We start from the raw sequence: 20824 nt of genomic DNA on the forward strand, positions 1-20824 counted from the left end.
GTATTAATTTAAAGTGGGTAAATGCATGTCTGTATTATGCCATTTATAATATTTATTTTTAAGGCGTTTGACCGTTTCGGGTAATGATTTTGATAAATCGTTGGATTCTTCAATGTCATTTTTGAGATTAAATAGTTTAAGCTCTTTGGTTCTTCCAAAATATCTAAGCTTATAGTCATTATCTCTTATGGCCCATCCAGAATCATCGCCTCCAACCGAATGGTAACTTTTGGCTTCTGTAGATTCCATATCTTCGAACTTAGGGATACTTCCAGAGAGTGAAAGGCCGGTCCAATACAGGGTTTCATGTGGAACGGCTGTATCTTCGCCATTAAGGAAGGGCACTAGGTTTTTACCATCAAAATGTGATGACGTAAATTCAGTAATGTCATTGCAAAGTCCCATAATGGTTGGGAAAATATCCATGGAACTTACAGCCTTGTTGTATACTGATCCTGATTGTAATTTACTAGGGAAACCAATCATGAAAGGTACTCGTAAACCGCCCTCTTCCAATAGGTATTTTCCTCCAGATAGGGGTGTGTTTTTCCCTGCTGTTCTGTCGGTTGCCCCGTTATCAGAAATGAATACAATAATAGTATTGTCCATTAGCTTTTCTTCTTCAAGTGTATTAATTATTTTTCCAACACTACTATCCAATTGGGAAAGATGCCATAATAACCGTGTTCTTCCATTCTCCATATATTGACCTAGTCCGTCTCTAACGACCCATTCAAGAGCCTTTTCCTTCTTGGGATCCCAATTTTCGATTTTGTTGATTCCTAAACGCACCAATGCCGTATCGGGGATTTGATGGGTCCATGCGTGTACCTCGGTATAGCCCATGGTTAAAAAGAAGGGCGCTTTCTTGTTGTCTTGGATGAATTGGGTTGCCTCATCCGTTAAAATATCGGTGGTGTATCCCTCTACTTCTTTTACACTATCGTTAAAGTACCATGGACCAAATCCCCAAAAGACGTTAAGCGGTTTAGGGTATTTCGCTTGGTCTTCAAAGGTATGTGTTAAAAAATCGATCATACCACCAGTTCTTCCTACAAAATATTCATAGCCGTGGCGTCTGGGAAACTCACGTTCCATAATGCCTTCTGCTTGCCCTACATGAGATTTTCCAAATAAAGCGGTTTTGTAACCTTTACTTTTTAAATATTCGGCAAGTGTTGTCTCATCATTAGGCAAATTAGCATTTGTATAGGTGTGTGTACCCCAACGCTGATGATATCTCCCAGTTAAAATTCCCAATCTAGAAGGGGAACATATAGGAGAGGTCACATACCCTTGGGTAAACAAGACACTACGCTGGGCAAGTTTCTCGATATTGGGTGTCTTGGCATCTGGTTCATGATTAGGATAGGCGCTGCAATCGCCATAGCCCAAATCATCTGCTATAAGTAGTAGTATATTTGGCCTATTAACATCTGTGTTTTCTGACGCCTTTTGGCTTAATTGATTAGGGATTGAATCTACATTGATTTTGAAGGCTATCAAAAAGCAAATTATTACAGACAATGCGATAATTTTAAAAAAACGGAACTTCTTATACATAAATCACTCTTTATTAAAATCTGAAGGAGATAATGTTGTAACAGCTCCTTGCTCTAATTCTATATTGATTCTACTGCCATTATACATTACCGAGCAGGGTTTTCCTTTTAGTGAATGAATAGTGGCCTTTTCTAAGTTGTTGTTTTTCCATGAAACATCTATTATAAAACCACCACGGGCTTTTAAACCTTTAACATGGCCTGTTTTATTTGCTGATGGTAATGCTGGTAAAAGATGAATTATATTGTCGTGACTTTGCAATAATTGTTCACCAATGGTCGCTGTAATGCCTAGATTACCATCAATCATCCAATATTTTGTAAAAAAATGAGAAGTGAAGTTTGGCAGCACCGCATTTTTAATATGCCTGTCCACTACATTTTGGGATTTATTACCATGACCTAATCTTGCATAGAACATGGCAGGAAAACTTCCTGTCCAACTTCCAGAGTTATAGGATTCACCTGGTTGTCTGTATTCCAATGTTTGCTCAAAGGCTTTGGCCAAATCGGGTGAGTGGTAAGGCGATATCTGGTTGTCTGCAACTAAACCCCAACCATGTGCTACTTGACCATTTTTTGGAGCAGAGGGTTCCCAATCGTCATACCATTCTTGAAGCCTTCCTGTATTAGGGTTAATTTTCATTGGAGGAAGTTTATCTAATCTTTCTTTTAAGGTTACGGCGAAATCACTGTCTGTATTTAGAATTTGTGATGCACTTATACAATTTTCAAACAAATCCCTAATAATCTGAATATCTTGCGTAGGTCCTTCACAAGCCCAGCCCACAGTGCGATCGGATTTTTTAAAGGTATTTTCAAAAGATACAGCTGGAGAGGTAACAAAATAACCGTCTTTGTTTTGCTGCATACTTTCTACATAGAAAAGGGCAGCGTTTTTCATGTAAGGGTATACAGACGAAAGATAAGCTTCATCCAAATTAAATTCATAATGTTCCCAGAGGTGGTGGCATAACCAAGCGCTTCCTATTTGGTAAATGGCCCAGAGCCCCGAACCACCAACTGGAGATGTTGTTCGCCAAATGTCTGCATTATGATGGGCTACCCAACCATTAACGCCATAAAGGTTTTTGGCTGTTTTACTACCATCGATACTTAAATCTTTAGTTAACTCAATAAGTGGTATATGGCATTCAGACAGATTCCCTGTTTCTACTGGCCAATAATTAATTTGGGCGTTACAGTTTAAGGTCCAGTTGCAGCTCCAGGCAGGTTGCATTAGTCGGCTCCAAATACCTTGAAGGTTTGCCGGTTGCGCAAAATCACCGGGTCTGGAACTGGACATAAGCAAATACCTGCCAAATTGATAATATAGTGCTATTAATTGAGGGTCATTTCCGGGAGTGTATGCTTCTACTCTTTTATTTATGGGGATGTGATTACGGTTCTCGCCTTCAAAATCTAAGCTTACTCTATGGAACAGGGATTGATAATCTTTTAAATGATTGTTGTGTAAATCGGAATATGACTTGGTTTTAATTTTAGATAAAATGGCATTGCAAATGGCATTTTCGTCTTTTCCTGATACAGATGGGCTTTTTTCAAAACCATTAAAGCTGGTCGCTGCCGTTAAAATGAGTGTTGCATAAGAGGCATTATTTATTTGTATCCCATCGTTAGATGTGGTAATATCTCCATCGCTTTCTAATACTGAAAGCCTAATTTGAAATCGCATGCCTTTACCATCTTCATAAATGACTTCCTTAGGGCCTTCATAATGAGGGAAGGCATGTAATGGTGCTTGACCTTTTAAGATTAAATCGCCACTGTCACCAGTTGTTTCGCTTTGTATTAAGCTGTAAAGTTCGGCAGTAAAGTTTACAGAATTTTCCTTGTCTCCTGTTATTTTTACTATAATAGCATCATCTGGCTTTGAGGCAAAGACCTCTTTTTTGTAATTGACTCCACTAATATTATAGGTTGTTTTTACTAAGCCACTATTTAAATCTAGTATCCTTTTGTAGTCTGTTGTGGTCGAGCTGTTAATACCATTATGCGTTAAAATTAAATCACCCATGGGTAAATACGACTGGTTATTAGGACCAAGCATTACAGAATCGATTAACTTTTGTGCTTCCAAGGTTTTCTTATCGGCCAACAATTGTCTTATTTCTGGGAGGTCTTTTAAGCCATGTTTGTTTTGAATATCCCTAGGCTCTCCAGACCAAAGCGTTTCTTCATTAAGTTTTATAGTGTCTACTTCGGTTCCGCCATATACCATGCCTCCTAAACGACCATTGCCTATAGGGGTGGCTTCATACCAGCTCGCTGCCTGCTGGTCCAGCCAAATACCTTTTAGGCTTTCTTGGGCTTGTTTTATATTAGTGTCTTTTTTTGGTTTTTGGTTGCAAGCATTTAGTACTAAAAAAGAAAGGATTGCAACAAATTTTAATAGTTTCATACAATTGTTTTTTTTAATAATTTATCTACCCATCCAACCACCGTCAACCAAGACGATGGATCCATTCATGTATTGAGAAGCATCAGAAGCCAAAAACACAATAGGTCCTGCAAAATCTTCGGGAGTACCCCATCGTCCTGCGGGTATTCGTTCTAAAATGGCTTTATTCCTATCAGGATTGTTTCTTAAAGCCTCTGTATTGTCCGTAGCGATATAGCCAGGAGCTATGGCATTTACATTTACACCTTTGCCCGCCCATTCGTTGGCGAAAGCCATGGTCATTTGGCCGATGGCACCTTTACTGGCGGCATAGCCTGGAACCGTAATGCCGCCTTGGAAGGTTAAAAGCGAAGCTGTAAACACTATTTTCCCATGTCCTCTGGCAACCATATCTTTTCCGAACTCACGTGTTAATATGAATTGGGCGTTTTGGTTGACTTCAATCACCTTGTCCCAATACTCATCTGGATGCTCTACAGCTGGAGCTCTTAAAATGGTTCCGGCATTGTTTATTAGAATATCTATTTGCGGGTGGTTGGCTTTTACCTTTTCAATAAAAGCATAAACCGCTTTTCTATCTGAAAAATCGCATTGATAGGCAGTGAAGTTTCTTCCTGTGGCTTGAACTTCTTTTTCAATAGCGCTTCCACTTAATGCTAATGAAGCGGACACACCTATAATATCTGCACCAGCTTCGGCTAACGCTACTGCCATTCCTTTACCAATGCCTCGTTTACAACCCGTTACTAATGCTGTTTTCCCTGCTAAACTAAATTTGTTTAATATACTCATTATTAATTTTTTATATCATTATAAGCTACAATCCATTAAAACTTTCATACCATCAGGATTTTGATCAATACGTTCAAAAACCTGTTGAATATCTGATAATGGTTGAACATCTGTTATCATATCTTCAAACGGAAGTTCGTTTGCACTGATTAATGCAATTGACTTTTCGTAATCTTCTTTTTCATAGACCCGAGCACCAATCAGCTTTAATTCCTTCCAAAAGAATTTAAAAAGATTGACTGGTTTAGGCTGACCATGGATGGCGACCATGACTATGCGGCCTCGAATACCCGCTATTTCGGTCATGATATCCAGTGCTGGTTGTACACCTGCAACTTCAAAAACCACGTCGGCCAATCGACCTTCTGTTTTTTCTCTTACGTATGTAACGAGATCAATTTTTGTGGGGTTTACAGCTTCAATGCCCATGGATTGTGCCTTGGCAATACGCTTTTCGTTCACTTCGGAAACAATCACCTGCGCACCGGTTTCCTTAGCCACCAATGCAACGAGTAATCCAATGGGACCGCCACCTAGAACCACTGCCGTTTCGTCTTTGGTCAATCCACTAAGCCGAACATCGTGAGTTGCTACTGAAAGCGGCTCGATTAATGCTGCCAGTTTTAAATCGGTGTTTTCATTTAGTTTGTGCAATGTGAAGGCAGGAACATTCCAATATTCTTGCATAGCGCCTGGACTATCAATACCTATAAATTTTAAATCTTCGCAAATATGATTGAAGCCTTTATCTGAAGGTTTTACCAAGCGATCATCTAAAGGGCGAACGACAACTTTATCACCAACTGAAAACCCTGAAACACCTTCACCAACGGCATCGATTACTCCAGACATTTCATGTCCTATGGTTTCCGGAATATTTACACGTTGGTCCATCATGCCATGGTAGATGTGCACATCAGTACCGCAAACACCCACATAGGCCACTTTTATTCTGACTTCTCCTGTTTTAGGAGATTCTACTTCTTTTTCTAAAACACTAAAGGTTTTATTTCCTGTATAAACAGTAGCTTTCATTGATATGCTATCTTTTATGTTAATGTATTATGTTTGGCTTGAATGTAATTTCACCACTGCAGGGCGAATCAAATTTTAGTTTAAGGACGACATATAAATTGCTGTGGTCCGTAATCTGTGCCGTTTGGTTTACGTACAATTGGTTGCTCTTAATTTGGATAAATTCATCCAAGGCTTTGTTTTCATTGTAGTACATGGCAGCATGTTCTATTTGTACTTTTTTCCCGTCATTGGGCTTTATCTCCAAAATGTATTGTCCGGGGATATTGATTTTATCCTTTAAGTTTATTTTTAGTTCCAGATGCGTACCGTCCAAATCGGTTGTATTCCAGGAATGGACTATTTGTGGTCTTGCATAGACGTGCATTTTACGTTGTTTTGGAGGGGTGAAATCATTGACGTAATATGCTGAAAACGATCTGATGATGGGGTCTGCTGCAGATTTGGTTATACTGAGTTTTAATTCGGTAACTTCAGTATCTTCAAAATAATCAATTTTTTTGCGTCCTACGGAAATACCATTGACGATTTCAACCCATGTATTGTTCACTAATCCTTCTATGGTGTAGGCCCTTATGCGTTCACCATGCCGATAATCCTCCATAGTAATGGCATGGTTAATCTTGGTGGGTTCGTTAAATTTAATGGTTACTGAGTTGCCCTTTATGTTTTTGACCTCTACCAACGGCTTTTCAAATCGGCGTTTTATTTCCTTTCCAAAATCCTGATAAAGTTTTATATCCCCTTGAGGAATCAAACCCGTGGTGTCTGGGCTGGCATTTAATAGAAAAACACTACCATAGCCAACAGATTTATAGTAGTTTTCCATTAAATCGTCAAGGGATTTTCTACGCAGTACTTTCTTTGGCGACCAAAACCAATAGTGGTCGTATAAGGTCGTATTGGTTTCCAAAGGTGCCCAAGCATCACCATTTGGTGTGCCGTGTATTTGGGTAGAAACCCCGGTTTTTAAGTCTTCGGTTTTTACCGAATTCCATGCAGGATAAGCTAAGTTTCCAGATTCTGTTCCCGGCCACCTCAGGTTAGCATGAGGTCCCTGAAAAACAACCGCATTCTTTGCGTATTTTTCCATGATATCGGCAATGTCTATAACACAGCTGCCATCAAACCAAACTTCGGTCATTTCACCATAGTTTGCCAAAACTTCGGTTAATTGGGTTCTAAAAATTTTGTTATAGGCTTCTTGTTTATTTGGGTCTTGTGTTTTACCGCCACCACCAAGCATGGCGCCCCAAGTTTTGTCGCCAGGATATATATAAACACCTAAGTTTAATCCATATTTTTTACAGGATTCTGATATTTCCTTTAATACGTCCCCTTTACCATTTTTATAGGGTGTATTTTTTATGCCGTAATTACTTGTGTCGGTTTGCCACCAACAGAAGCCACCAGAATGTTTGGCAACAAAAATAATCTGTTTGGCACCCCAGGCCAATGCGGCCTCACACCATTGATCGGTATCTAATTTTGTTGGGTTTATGCGTTCTAAGGGTACCGAATGATCGTTTTGTTCTACCTCAGACCAGGTTGTTGGTGCAAAATGGATAAACATAATACGCTCTTGTTCGTGCCAGTTGTATTGTGCTTCAGTGGGTGTTGCCAATTTCTGGCCATGTCCCGTAATACATGCTAAAAAGAAAAGTGTATAAAATAATATAATATCGCGAAAATTTATCATTGCTGTGTATTGTCTGTTTTTCTGTTTACCAAAAGGATGTGATCACAAACCATGACGATATCGTTATTTTGATTAAACACTTCAACGTGCTCTGTAACTTGTCCTAAATGTGGTTTTTTGGAATCACTTTTGTCACTAATGGTTACTACGACTCGTATAGTGTCTCCAATGTAGACCGGTTTAATAAAACGCAATCTATCATAGCCTTTAGAGAAAGCTTCTGGATTTATTTCAGTGGCAGTCATGCCTATGCCAATACTAAAAGTAAGTGTGCCATGAGCAATTCTTTTTTTAAAAGATTGGGTCTTGCACCATTCGGCATCCATATGATGTGGGAAAAAATCACCGGTTTGGCCCGCATGCATCACAATATCGGTTTCGGTAATGGTTCTACCTAGAGTTTCCCTGTGGTGGCCAATTTGGTAATCTTCAAAAAATTGGGTTTTGAAATTCATGTTTTTTTTGATAATTTTATGTGTTGTCCATTAACGTTTTTTTTCCCGAATCGCTCGATTGATAGGCCATCTCCACAATTTCCATGGTTTTTATAGCATCTTCAACTGAAGAAGTCAATACGTCTTGAGACCCTTCTACAAATCGCATTAAATTGGACATAGTGCCAATGAATGCATCTGGAAACCAGCTGCCTTCAATGGTTTCCACATGCCATTCAGGATTTCCCTGATCATCTAAAACACAATATTCAAATGCATCTGGAACGCCATGGGGGTAATCCAATAGTAGTCCCATTTTGGCAATGATAACGCCTTTGGTGCCTTCCCATTTTATAAAACTTTCCTGGTGTTCCTTTCCAAAGTTATGATCGTGGTTTGTATTAATTGAGGCACTTAATTCGTCTCCATAATCGAATAGAATACTGCTTCTTGTTGAGGCCACTCTAGAACTTGGATGTTTAACGGTTTTTGCCATAATGCCTTTTGGATCTCCCAAAAAAGAACGTATAACGTCAATATAATGGATGCTATGGTATAAAATTTCAACACGTGAAATTTTGGCTAAAAAATCCCATAGATGCCAAGGCGTGTAAGTGCATAATTTTACCTTCATATCATAAACCTCACCAATAGCACCAGAATTGATTATAGATCTAGCAGCGTTTACAAAAGGAGCAAAACGCAACTGGAAGTTAATAGCGGCAGTTAGGTTTTTAGAGTTGCAAATAGATAAAATATGCTCAGCATTTTGGAGGTTCTCTCCCATAGGTTTTTGTATTAAAACCGAAGAATTATTAGGTAATTTAGGGAGTATATTTGTGATTTCGGATGCTGGGACAGCCAAATCGAAAATAGCATGGTTTTCTTTTCCTAATTCAACCAAGGATTCAATAGTATGGCATACCGTTTTAATATTGAATTGCTCACTTAATGATTTTGAATTATCTGGATTGAGGTCGTATATACCAATAACTTGGAAACCTGCTTTTTTATAGGCAGGTAAATGGGCATCTTTTACAATGCCTCCAGCTCCAATGATTACAATGGGTATTTTGGTTTTAGGTAATTTAGGTTTTGATATTATAGGTATCATGGGCTTTCTATGGTGTCAATTTTTTGTTGTGCTTCACTAACTAGTTGAGCTACTTTTTTATCGGTGCTAAAGAGCTCAGTAACCATAACATCTATGACTTCAGAAATTTTACTCCAGTTCATTTTTCGGGGCAAGGTTTTGGCATTGCTGTGCAACATGTCCAATTTATGATAATACGGCACGGTTTGGTTTACTTCTTGGTCTGTCCAAGTCGATTTTCTACAACCTATACCACCTTCTAGGGTGAGTAATTTATCATTTTCGGGGTTTACGGCATACTTTATAAAATCGTAGGCAATATCTTTATTTTTACTGCCTTTAGCAATGGTGTAAAGCCAATAGACGTTTAAGGAAACACCCTGTCCATTTTTACCAGCGGGCACATGGGTGATATCTACACATCCTTTTACTTTGGAGTCTGGATATACTTCGCACATCGATGCAAAACCAAACCAGTTAACCATCATAGCTATTTCGCCATTGGCAAAGGCCATACCAGATTTCACGGAATCGAAATCATTGCATTTTGGGTGCATGGCATTAGTGTCTTTAATAATGCTTCTATAAAACTCCAATCCTTCAATAGCTTCGTTGGTGTTAATATTGATTTCCCCGTTTTTATCTAATAAATTCCCGCCTCTTGTCCATAATTGTAAACAAAAGTCAAATACCGTGTTATGTCCATCAGGATATAAAGCAAACACAGAACCATATAAATTTTTATCTGGTCGGTTAAAAAAACGTGCAATCTCATGAAACTCATCCCATGTGGTGGGTGGTTTTAAGTCTCTATTGTGTTGTGCTTTAAAATCTTGTTGTTCTTTAGGGTCTTCAAACAGGTCCTTTCTGTATATTAAACATTCTGGGCCATCATGAAAAGGAAGGCCAAGTACCATACTCTCAAAACGTTGCATATGTAGTAACGAATCGGACCAGCCATTAGGATAATTTTGTGGAGCACTTGATGTAATATATGGTGTTAAATCCTCTAAGGCATTTTTGTGTTGCGCTTCTGTAATCCAATCGGTATTGATATGAGCTATATCCCAATCGCCATTTACTAAGCCATTCTCTTTACCAAGCGTGGCATCATAAAGCGGGTGTAAATCCATGGGAACTGCTTCTAGTTCCATAGTGCAATGATGTGTTTTACAAAATGCATCCCAAGTTTTCTGTAAGGCAGTTTCAAAGGGTCCAAATTTCCGAACGGCAATTCTAATTTTATTACTCATGACTACTATAAATTAAATTCTAATTCAATATTTTTAGTGTGTTCTCCTAAACCAGGTGTACCTTTTGAAGATAATAATATTTCACCATCTATCCTAATGGGACACCGCGTTGTTTTAAATTTAAAACCATCTCCCATTTTTACTTCTTGTTCCATATTTAGCACTTGGTAGGCCTCCGTCTTCATTAATCGTTCCCAATCCATCACATCTGCACACCATATATCGGCAGGTTCTAGGATGGATAGCCATTTTTGGCTGGTGTCTGTAGCCAAATACTCGGACAGCACCTCTTTTATTTCGTTCCTTTGATCAAACCAAGAGTTAATGTCTTGATATGTTGTTAGTTGTTCACAACCCAAAAGTTCGCCCAACACGGGGATTTGCCCCATGGCCAAAGCTAAATATCCGTCTTTTGTTTTATAAATGCCGTAGGGTGCGCCCAGATAGGCATGGGCATTATTGCTATTGGTCCTTACTGTGGGCTGTCCGCCATCAGCATAATACGTCGTGATGGTTTCAAATTGAAAGTCCAATATGGATTCCAGCATGCTTACTGCTACTTTGGCGCCTTTGCCCGTAATGCTTTTACGTACTAACGCGGCTAAAATACCTTGAACCAAATGGGCACCTGAAATAATATCGACAATCGCCAACCCCATGGGTACTGGACCATCATGTTCGTTACCGCTAAGCCAGGTTAGACCGGAAAGGGATTGGAGCAAAAGGTCTTGCCCTGGTTTGTCTTTCCAAGGCCCTTCTGGACCATAACCAGATATTTCACCATAAACTATTTTTGGGTTTAGTTTAGAAACGGTTTTATAATCCAACCCTAAGCGATCAATAACGCCAGGCCTGAAGTTGTGAATAACCACATCGGCTTTTTCAATAAGCTTTTTTATTCTGGAGCAGTCCTCTTCATCTTTTAAATTAGCAACAAAACTTTCTTTGTTTCTATTGATAGCATGAAAAACGGTTGAGTCATCATTCATTTTAACATTAGACACATAAAGTGTTCTGCATATGTCGCCTATTTCTGGACGTTCAATTTTAATAACACGCGCTCCCAAATCTGCGAGTTTTAAACTTGCTGAAGGCCCTGATAAAAACTGACTTAAATCTACAACCAATATGTCTTCAAGGGGCTTCATAAATTGAATTCTTTAATTATTTTATCAGTGTCCTCGCCAACTTTTGGGGCTGCTTTTTCATTATAATAGCGTTCATCATCAATTCTGATGGGGCAGCGTGTTGTGCGTATAACTTGACCATCAGAATTTTTAATTAACTGATCCATGCGCAACACTTTGTAAGCGTCATGTTCCAATATATCTTTATAGGTGTACACATTGGAACACCAAACATCTGCAGCTTCTAAAATGGTTAGCCATGCTTCGGTGTCTTTGGTTATAAAAATAGAGCGTAATATATCCATGATGTCATCACGCTTTTCAAACCAGCTTTCTGTAGATTTATAGGCTTCGGGTAATTCAAGGTTTAATAGAGGTACTAAGGTTGTTAATGGCGTCATGGCCATGGAAATATAGCCGTTTTTTGTTTTGTAAATACCATAAGGTGCACTTAAATAGGCATGGGCATTCCCTTCTTTAGCACGTTTGGGGTATTTGCCGCCATCATTGTAATGGGTGGTTAGCACTTCAAATTGAAAGTCCAGAGTGGACTCTAAAAGACTGACTTCTACCAAACCTCCTGTATTGGTTTTCCCACGACGTATTAAAGCGGCCAAGAGGCCTTGGGTTAGATGCATACCGGTCAACATATCACAGGCGGCCAATCCCATGGGTGTTGGGTGGTCGTTGGCTGAACCGGATAAATAGCTTAGCCCGGAAAGGGACTGCACCAACAAATCCTGACCGGGTTTTTTGGCCCACGGACCTGTGTTCCCGTACCCCGAAACCACGCCATAAACCAATTTTGGATTTATAGCGCTTACGGTTTCATAATCCAGTCCAATTTTTTCCATAACGCCGGGTCTAAAGTTATGGGTCATGATATCGGCAACTTTCAATAGGGTTTTGATGCTTTTTAAGTCTTCGGGGTCTTTAAGGTTTGCTGCGAAGGATTCCTTATTTCTGTTAATGGTATGGAACACCAAACTGCTTTCATCAACAAAAAGGTTTTTTATGGCCAGTTGCCTGCTCCCTTCGCCAACTATGGGGCGTTCAATTTTTATGACACGGGCGCCTAGGTCGGCTAACCTTAATCCAGCTGAAGGTCCTGCCATATACTGGCAAAACTCTAAAACCAATAAGCCTTCTAAGGGTTTCATTTGCTATTTATTAGAATTTATGCGATTCAGCATATAAAGCGTTCATTTTATCTACTGCTACTTCTGCAGAAATTTTTCCAGAAACAGCCTCATGAACCACAGGGCTTGCATGGTCCTGAAAATACATATAGCCATAATACTGTGGACGCATTATAGCGTCATCCAGTGTCTGTAAAGTGTCTTTAAAAAAGTTGTTACTTTGCTTGTTTACGTATTCATTTAACCATGATTTCCTATGTCCTGGTTGTCCTCCAAAATCAAAATAAAAACCCGATTGTGTTTTTTCTATAGCGTTAAATTCAGCATACTTCATAGCCATTTCGGCATGCATGGTCTTAGAAGATACCGCTATGCCTGCACCACCCAAAACAGAACGTAATGGTTTGCCATTAAAAGTTACCAATCCACCAGCTTTTAAAATGGTATTGGCATAATTCTTTTTTGAATAATTGGAGTATCCGTAATTGAATGGGCTATATACAATCTCGTCTGTACTTGACATAAGTTCAGCGATGTGTATGGGGTTCATTTTTAAACAATATGAAGGGGCTAAATCAACCAGTTTTTTATAGGTTTTTATGGCTTCAATCATAATGGCACGAGGCGCCAATTCTGTTTTGCTTTCAAAAAGAGACGCCCCTAATGCAGCACACAAGGTATAGTGATGCATAAGCGTATCAATGGGAACAGATGCAAACGCTACTTTTCCGGTTTTGGTCAATTCCAACAAATCTTCCCAAGTCTTAGGAATTTGAATATTTTGTTGGTTGATTAAATCTTCTCTCCACGTAGCAATGGGTGTAGCTGCATCTATGGCTAAGGTCCATTGTTTGTTATTGACGTTGTAACTGGCGTGGGATTTACCAACACTATTATTTGCTAATTCTTCAATGAATCCAGCATCTAAATAATCATCAAAAGCCAAAAGGTTATTGTCGCGAGCTGCAATGGAGACATGGGGGTTGTCCATAATCAACAAATCGTAGTTGTTTGTCAGCTCATCCAACGAGGCATCAGCAAATGCTTGCAGCGATCTTTTTTCCCAGGTTATTCTCACATTTGGGTTTAACTCTTCAAATCGTTGCGCAGTGGCAACTACAGAGGTGAACCCTCGGGTGTGGTTCCAGGCAATACCTTTTAATTTTATGGTGTTATTCATACTGTAATTTAATCGCTTCTTTATTGTTTAACTAATAGTTGGGGTTCCAAGCATACTTCCGTAGGTAATTATCACGAACGAGCATACCAAAACAATTAATCCGGTAATTAATACAATGTAAGTTGGTTTGGTAACACTTTTCCATTCTTTCATTAATACACCTACCAGATAACTGAAAAATATAAGCATCGCCATATGAATGGCCCAACTGGCAAATTTAAAATTACCCATTCTTACATGGCCCAGGCCATAGAAGAAGAATTGAAAATACCATAAGCCACCCGATAAGATGGATAAAAGCAAGTTTTGGGACCAAACTTTTGTGCCTAACAACTTTACCGATACCAATTCTTTTATTGTTTTTTGGCGAAAGCTAATGACCATAAACCAAACAAAGTTGGTCACAAAGGTTCCTGAGGTAGAAAGCATTAAATTAGCATTGCCTTCAAAATGCCCCGCACCATATTGTCCTGCAATTTCAGCGACAGGAGCCCCTAGTTCAAGAGAGATTCCAAATATAGCTGAGAATACCCCGGCAAAAACAGCCAAAGCCAGTCCTTTTTTTATATTAAAATGGCTTGTTTCCAGTTTATTGGCTGCTTTTAAATCTTTTTCTTTTTTGTGTCCTGCCAATCCACACAGAATAACCCCCAATAAGGAGAGCAGCATACCTATTAAAACAATAGATCCTCCAGATTTAGAAAACTGTTCTATAAGTGTCCCGTGAATGATTAGAGGGACTATAGTACCTAATATTGCCGATAAACCAATAGATATGGTATACGTCAATGAAAACCCAATATGTTTTATGGCATAACCAAAGGCCATACCACCAAACCCATAAATGGCTCCCAATATAAAAGCATTAAACATCACCGATGCAGGTGCCTCTTTAAAAACTTGCCATATATTTGGAATGGTAAGGTATCCTATAATAATTGGGAATATTAACCAGGCAAAGGTAGCCTGTACCAACCAATAGCTGTTCCAGGACCATTTTCGTACCTTTTCAAAAGGCAGGTAACAAGTTGAGGCCGATACGCCGCCAATGCCGTGTAAAATAATCCCAGTAATTGTGCTTGGTAAATTCATGAGTTAAATTTAAAGATTCAAATATAAATATTATATTTATATATAATGAAAAATAATTATTTATTAATGCCAAAATGATATTATTTTTATAAATTTATCGCTATTAAACACTAAACAGATATGGCCAATAATAATGCTTCTAAATATAATTCTCCTGCTTTAGACAAGGGACTGGATATTTTAGAATACCTTTCAAAACAAGCGGTAGACCAATCCCAAACTGAGATTGCTATGGGTATTGATAAAAAACCCAACGAAATTTATCGTATGTTAGTATGTCTTGATGAGAGGGGTTATATTATGAAGAATCAAGTTTCTGGAAAGTATAGGTTGTCCTTAAAATTGTATTATTTATCGCATAGGCATCCGCCTTTATATACATTACGGACTGCCGCATTTTACCCCATGCAAGACTTGGCCGCCTTTTGTAAGCAATCATGCCATTTGTCTATTTTAAACCACGACAATTTTTTAATAGTTGCACAGTGTTCCAGTCCTGGCCCAGTATCATTATCGGTAGAGGTTGGTAGTAGGTTCCCCCTATATAACTCTACTTCGGGGAGTATTATCTTATCTCAGTTAAAAAAAGAAGAGCAATTAATTTATTTAAAAAAAGATGTAGACTTTAATCAATTACCTCAAGCTGAAAAAGATCACTACATTAGTGAAATTAATTTGGTTACTAATAAAGGTTATTATATAAAGGAGAGTGAAACAACCAAAGGGGTTATAGACATAGGTTTTGCTATTTATATTCCTGAAATCAATATTCTTGGCGCTTTAGTGGTAACCATGCTGTCTGGGCAGGTTCAGGAGCTGTTGGCTTCTGATAAAATTCTTAAAAAGATTGAAGAGGCCGTTAAATCAATTAAAACTAATCTAGGTATAAATTTCAATTAATCCTTTTGTTTTTATTAGCGCTAAGCCTTCTATTTATAAATACATATATTGAAGTATTTGTTAAAATTTTATATACCAACAAATTATTTTAAATAATATATTCATATATAAATAAATTTTTTTAAATTGCACCCTTAAAACTAATTTTAAACTAAATCCTAATGGCGTATGTAAAAAAAAACTCTTACTGCATTTTATATGCTAATTATTTATTAACTAACAATTTAATAACCATTTAACAAAAATCTTATGAAATTAAATCAACTAAAAAAACCTTTTCTTGGTATTTTGGTATTAGTGTCATTAATCTGTTTTAATGCAAATGCATTGGTAGATGGAGATGCTTCTGTGTTACAGTCGGATATTTCGGGAACTGTAACAGATGATTCGGGTATGCCCTTGCCCGGTGTAACGGTATTAAACACACAAACAAACGATGGCGTTGCAACCGATTTTGACGGTAATTATACTATTTCTGCCTCACAAGGCGATGTGCTACAGTTTTCTTATGTAGGAATGCAAACTCAAGAAATTACAGTAGGATCAGACACAACAATAAATGTTGTGTTAACAATATCACAATTGGATGAAATTGTGGTGATTGGATATGGTACCCAGAAAAAGAGTGAGGTATCAGGTTCGGTAGTACAGGTAAAAGGAGAGGATTTGCAAATTGCTCCAGTAGCCTCATTATCCAATGCCTTAACAGGTAGGCTGCCCGGTTTAACGGTAACCTCTAACTCGGCTGAACCAGGACGGGAATCTAATACCATACTTATACGTGGTGTTTCTGGTTTTAATAATAATACACCGCTTATCGTTATAGATGGTGTAGCTGGTGCAGATGGTCTGTCTCGATTGGATCCTAATGATATTGAGAGCGTTTCGGTATTAAAAGATGCGGCGGCTGCCATTTATGGTGCGCGTGCTGCAAATGGTGTTATACTGGTAACGACTAAAAGAGGTAAAACAGGAAAACCTCAATTTTCTTTGTCTACCAACTTAGGTATAAATGATCCTATAGGTGTAATGAAGGTGGCTAATGGAATTGAGTATGCTACCTACTTAAACAGGTATAGATGGAAGGCTGCAGGTTGGAGCAATGATTATACGCCATGGTTTACAGAACAGGAACTAGCAGATATTAGAAGTGGAGCAACACCAACCTATGATTGGGTAGGAGATGCATTCCAGACTTTTACGCAATCAAATACAAATATTAATGTTAGAGGAGGTGGTGAACATATCACCTATTTCGCTTCTGCTAGATATTTAGAGCAAGGAAGCACCTATAAGTTTGATAATCAAGGTGGAAACAAGCAATATAATATAAGAACCAATCTTGACATTAAGGCAAGCGAAAATTTAAACATTGGTTTAGATATGTCTTTCCGTTATCAAGATGTAGTGACTTCAGCAGGTGTTTTTACCGGATCACTTCAAACAGCAGGACTTACCAGTCCGTTACGTGAGTTTTATGTAAATGGCGATACTAGATACCCTGCTTGGGGTAGGGTAGGGCAAAGCCACATTTCTATGAATAACGATGCTGGTTATTATGCAGATGAAAGGCAAAACCAGTCTATTAGGCTTCATTTTAAATATAATATTCCTGGTGTAGAAGGATTAGCTTTGTCTGGTTTTGGTTCGGCTAACTTAACGAATGAATTCTCGAAAGATTGGAGAAAACCTTGGAAATGGTACGGTGATGGTACAGGTAATGGTTCTCCAACAGATCCACCTCGAGAAAACATAGTAGGAAATACAAGCTTGAATGAGAGTTTTTCAAGAGGACAATTGCTTACAGGAAACTTAAGTGTGAATTACGATAAAACATTTGGAGATCATACCATTGGCATATTAGCTCAAATGGAGAAGCAAAAAAATAAGTATGATTGGTTTAGTGGTGGAAATGATAGGTTTGCTACATCATCATCTGATCAGTTATCTGCCGGTAGTGGCGATAGGTCTGCAAACTATAGTAATGGTTCGGCATCTGAAAATGCGCGTATCAACTATTCTTCTAGGGTAGATTATAACTATAAAGGTAAATACTTTTTACAAGGGGTATTTAGATATGATGGATCTGAAAAATTTGCCAAAGATCAACGATTTGGATTCTTCCCTGGTGTTTCAGGGTCTTGGTTAATGTCTGAAGAAGATTTCTTAAAGGACAGTAATACAATAAGCTCATTAAAATTAAGAGCATCTTGGTCGCAATTGGGTAACGATAATGTACCTGCTTTTAACTATTTGTCATCTTATGCTCAAGGTGGTAACACGGTGTTTAATGGTGCACTTTCACCGGGTTATAGAGAATCAGGAGTTTCAAATCCAGATACGACTTGGGAGGTTCACGAAGTGATCAACTTTGGTATTGAAGCTGCCTTGTTTAATAATAAGTTAACTTTAGAACTTGAAGTTTTTAAAGATAACATATCAGGATTGTTTGCTACACCAGATGAAGTAATACCTGATTATTTAGGTATACCTATTCCACAAACCAATATAGGTAAAGCTGAAAATAAAGGTTTTGAAATGTCGGCCAATTTTAGAGATCAAATAGGAGCAGATTTCACCTACTCTCTTGGGTTTACCTATGGATACTCTAAGAATAAAATTGTTGATATAGATGAGCCAGAAAGAGAGCTTAAATATCAAATGCGTGAAGGTTATCAAATTGGTGCCGATTTATCTTATACCGCTATTGGTATATTTAGAACACAAGAGGATTTAAATAATTACCCTCATCCACCTGGACGTGTTGAATTAGGAACTTTAATCTTTAAAGATATAAATAATGATGGTGTGATTAACGACGCCGATAGAACACGTCAATACAGATCTTTTGTACCTACAAGCACGTTTGGTATTACAGGTCACTTTACCTATAAAAACTGGGATTTAGATATGTTATGGCAAGGTTCTGCTGGAGGTAAAAAGAGTTTCTGGACATTCTTTACTGGAGATAACAATGGTTTAGCATATGTTGCAAACAACACTTGGGCTCCTGATAATGTAGATGCGCCATGGCCAATGATACATACAGATTACAATTCATTCTGGAATAATGACTTTTTCTACTTTGATAATGATTACATAAGATTGAAGTCTTTAGAACTTGGCTATAATGTGCCTAAGCGTGTGGTTGAAAAGATTGGTTTAGATGGATTAAGATTATATACCAGTGGTTACAACTTGTTAACTTTTTCACCTATGAACAAATATGGTATGACAGATGTTGAACAACGAAGTAACCTTACTTGGGATTATCCTAACTTAAGAACGATTAACTTTGGTTTAAATGTAACGTTTTAATTAAAAAATATATTTAAAAGATGAAATTATTAAAGAAAATATTTATAGTCGTTTGCATATCGTTCGCCATGTATTCGTGCAACGAGGATGCACTTGATTTAAAGCCGTTGGATTCGGTTTCAGAGGTTGATGTATTCAACGACCAAGCATTATTAGCTGGTTATGTAAATGCATCCTATTCAGGCATTTACCATATGCATGAAGCCAATAATTTGGGAACCATAGGTTTTGAGGATTTGTCCTACATTAAAATTCAAAATACTTATGGTTATAATGATTATTTAACGGCACAAGTAACTGCCGATAATGGTGAAGGATTTACCTATGGACGTTGGAATAGATGTTATGGCTATATTCGTCATATTAACAGTTATTTTGAAAAAATAGAAGGCTCTTCAATTGATCAGGCAGCACTGGATCTATTAAGTGCAGAAATGTACTTTATGAGAGCATACTATTATTTTGAGTTGTTGAAATATTATGGCCCTGTGCCAATTGTAGATCAACGTTATAGTTTAGAAGATAAGGACGTAAGGCTTCCTAGAGCATCTATCGATGAGGTTGTCGCTTTTATCGTGGGTGATTTAGATCGCACCATTAACTCTAGTATTGGAACAACAACGCATCCTACAAAAGCAAGTAAAGGTGCTGCGATGGCTATGAAAGGACGTGTATTGCTCTATGCGGCCAGTGAGTTATTTAACCCGTCTAACGATCAAAGCAAATGGAATGCTGCAGCAGCGGCCAATAAGGCGGTTATGGATATGTCTGCCTATCCGTTGGCTTCAGACTACGGGGCGATGTTTAATACCTCGGCTTATTTAGATCCTGAAGTTATTTTTGCCAAAGAATATAATATAAATCTTAGTCAAGGAGGATCATCTGGTGCCAATACCTTATTGTTCCCTAATGGTTATGCAGGATGGCAAAACGCTGGGCCAACTCAAAAGTTTGTCGATATGTTCGATATGACCAATGGTCAGCAGCCTCTATTATCTGATGGTACCGTGAATCCAGCTTCTGGATACGATCCACAGGATCCATATACCAACAGAGATCCACGTTTTTATGATATTGTATTCCATAATGATTTACCGTTTAAAGACAGAACTTGTGAATTTTGGGCAACTTTTACAGATGATGGTAATGGAGATCCAACAGGTAGAACATATTTACCAGATGATTCAGGTAGAGATAGTTATGCAAAAGGTGGTGAAATTTCACTTACGGGTTATGCTTGGAGAAAGCATACGGTTGAAGAATTGCCTATTGACCACAATAAGCAGCCAGAGGTTTATACGCCAGACATTTTTTATAGAAAAGCAGAGGCTTACCTAAATTATGCAGAGACTCAAATTGCATTGGGTAATGAGGCTGCTGCTCGTGATGCAATTAATGCAGTTAGAGCAAGAGTTAACATGCCTCCTATAAGTTATAGTGGAGATGACTTGGTTGAAGCCTATAGAAGAGAGCGTGCTGTTGAGCTTAGTTTTGAAAGTCATCGTTTTTATGACATCCGTCGTTGGAAAATTGCTGAAGACGTATTGGGTGTAAGACAAAAAGGTGTATGGGTTGAGAAATTATCCAACGGTGATTTTGTATACAACTATGGATTGATTACACCTGAATCAGCAATTTACGCTTGGGATGATAGGTTGTACTGGGCACCGATACCACGAAGTGAAATCGTTACATCGGAAGGTGCTTGGACCAATAATCCTGGATATGATTAGAAAATATTAATCTTCGAGTTAGTTTTTTTTCAGATTTTGTTTATT

At 38.1% G+C, this 20824-nt stretch carries 15 protein-coding genes; 3 read left to right on the plus strand and 12 right to left on the minus strand.

The annotated features are described in order from the left end of the window. Positions 1-3: 3 nt before the first annotated feature. From MR053_RS11040 to MR053_RS11095, 12 genes are read right to left on the minus strand one after another with little or no spacing between them, the layout of a single operon-like run. Complete coding sequence (locus MR053_RS11040) at positions 4-1527, minus strand: sulfatase family protein (RefSeq protein WP_242132491.1); 1524 nt, start codon at positions 1525-1527, stop codon at positions 4-6. A gap of 39 nt (positions 1528-1566) precedes the next feature. Continuing rightward, entirely contained in the window at positions 1567-3984 is a 2418-nt protein-coding gene (locus MR053_RS11045) for a glycoside hydrolase family 95 protein (protein WP_242132492.1), read from the minus strand. A gap of 21 nt (positions 3985-4005) precedes the next feature. Next, complete coding sequence (locus MR053_RS11050; protein WP_223549480.1) at positions 4006-4770, minus strand: SDR family oxidoreductase; 765 nt, start codon at positions 4768-4770, stop codon at positions 4006-4008. Positions 4771-4794: 24 nt separating this feature from the next. Then, positions 4795-5811: a zinc-dependent alcohol dehydrogenase gene (locus tag MR053_RS11055; protein ID WP_242132493.1), complete on the minus strand. Its 1017-nt coding sequence runs from the start codon at positions 5809-5811 to the stop codon at positions 4795-4797. 19 nt (positions 5812-5830) lie between these two features. Then, complete coding sequence (locus MR053_RS11060; protein ID WP_242132494.1) at positions 5831-7510, minus strand: alpha-L-fucosidase; 1680 nt, start codon at positions 7508-7510, stop codon at positions 5831-5833. Beyond that, positions 7507-7965 carry a MaoC family dehydratase gene (locus MR053_RS11065; RefSeq protein WP_242132495.1) on the minus strand — a complete coding sequence of 153 codons (459 nt, stop codon included), beginning with the start codon at positions 7963-7965 and terminating at the stop codon, positions 7507-7509. Before MR053_RS11065 ends, MR053_RS11060 begins: the two co-directional genes overlap by 4 nt. Before the next feature lie 16 nt (positions 7966-7981). After that, positions 7982-9058: a Gfo/Idh/MocA family protein gene (locus MR053_RS11070; protein ID WP_242132496.1), complete on the minus strand. Its 1077-nt coding sequence runs from the start codon at positions 9056-9058 to the stop codon at positions 7982-7984. Next, positions 9055-10290, minus strand: a complete 1236-nt coding sequence (locus tag MR053_RS11075) for an extracellular solute-binding protein (RefSeq protein WP_242132497.1) — start codon at positions 10288-10290, stop codon at positions 9055-9057. Before MR053_RS11075 ends, MR053_RS11070 begins: the two co-directional genes overlap by 4 nt. A 5-nt stretch (positions 10291-10295) precedes the next feature. Continuing rightward, positions 10296-11438 carry a CaiB/BaiF CoA transferase family protein gene (locus tag MR053_RS11080; RefSeq protein ID WP_242132498.1) on the minus strand — a complete coding sequence of 381 codons (1143 nt, stop codon included), beginning with the start codon at positions 11436-11438 and terminating at the stop codon, positions 10296-10298. Continuing rightward, positions 11435-12577 carry a CaiB/BaiF CoA transferase family protein gene (locus MR053_RS11085; protein ID WP_242132499.1) on the minus strand — a complete coding sequence of 381 codons (1143 nt, stop codon included), beginning with the start codon at positions 12575-12577 and terminating at the stop codon, positions 11435-11437. Before MR053_RS11085 ends, MR053_RS11080 begins: the two co-directional genes overlap by 4 nt. Before the next feature lie 10 nt (positions 12578-12587). Next, positions 12588-13736 (minus strand): extracellular solute-binding protein, encoded by a 1149-nt coding sequence (locus MR053_RS11090; RefSeq protein ID WP_242132500.1) that lies wholly within the window; start codon positions 13734-13736, stop codon positions 12588-12590. Between the two features lie 27 nt (positions 13737-13763). Continuing rightward, positions 13764-14828, minus strand: a complete 1065-nt coding sequence (locus MR053_RS11095) for an L-rhamnose/proton symporter RhaT (protein WP_242132501.1) — start codon at positions 14826-14828, stop codon at positions 13764-13766. A gap of 120 nt (positions 14829-14948) precedes the next feature. Between MR053_RS11095 and MR053_RS11100 the strand changes: the two genes are divergently transcribed. The 3 genes from MR053_RS11100 (at position 14949) to MR053_RS11110 (ending at position 20779) form a co-directional block, all read left to right on the plus strand. Then, positions 14949-15728 (plus strand): IclR family transcriptional regulator, encoded by a 780-nt coding sequence (locus MR053_RS11100; protein WP_242132502.1) that lies wholly within the window; start codon positions 14949-14951, stop codon positions 15726-15728. A gap of 249 nt (positions 15729-15977) precedes the next feature. Then, a complete protein-coding gene (locus MR053_RS11105) occupies positions 15978-19046 on the plus strand; it encodes a SusC/RagA family TonB-linked outer membrane protein (protein WP_242132503.1) in 3069 nt (1022 codons plus the stop codon). 20 nt (positions 19047-19066) lie between these two features. Continuing rightward, positions 19067-20779 (plus strand): RagB/SusD family nutrient uptake outer membrane protein, encoded by a 1713-nt coding sequence (locus tag MR053_RS11110; RefSeq protein WP_242132504.1) that lies wholly within the window; start codon positions 19067-19069, stop codon positions 20777-20779. Positions 20780-20824 lie beyond the last annotated feature (45 nt).

The sequence above is a fragment of the Aestuariivivens marinum genome (genome assembly GCF_022662175.1).
GTDB classification, from domain to species: domain Bacteria; phylum Bacteroidota; class Bacteroidia; order Flavobacteriales; family Flavobacteriaceae; genus Aestuariivivens; species Aestuariivivens marinum.